The organism is Mesorhizobium sp. M8A.F.Ca.ET.165.01.1.1 (assembly GCF_004792065.1).
Classification (GTDB): domain Bacteria; phylum Pseudomonadota; class Alphaproteobacteria; order Rhizobiales; family Rhizobiaceae; genus Mesorhizobium.
This window is the reverse complement of record NZ_SRTH01000165.1, coordinates 1-324: the sequence shown is the minus strand read 5'-3', so window position 1 is coordinate 324 and position 324 is coordinate 1. Positions and strand designations below refer to the sequence as shown.

Genomic DNA, 324 nt, shown 5'->3' with positions numbered 1-324 from the left:
CCCCAGCCGGGAGGCGTGAACTTGTAGAGTTCCTTGTACATGTCGAGGCCGGCGGCGGCCTGCTTCGAATTGGTAATGCCGTCGACCTTGTAGGTGGCGTAGTCGCCGAGATCGCCGCCATAGCTGAAGATGGCGCTTTCGACGCCCATCGCCATCGCGTCATAGGAATTGTCGGTGTAGATGGCGACACCGTAACGCTTCTGGTCCGGACGGTGGAAGAACTCGGCTATGTCGCGCAGCTGCGCATAGGTCGTCGGCACGGCCAGATCGTAGCCGTACTTCGCCTTGAACGCTTCCTTCTCCTTCGGGTTCGAGGACCCGAAG

1 pseudogene is annotated in these 324 nt (G+C 60.5%); it reads right to left on the bottom strand.

Annotated features, from left to right (window positions below):
* Positions 1 to 324: pseudogene (locus EN808_RS35580) on the bottom strand (carbohydrate ABC transporter substrate-binding protein); the annotation flags it as partial.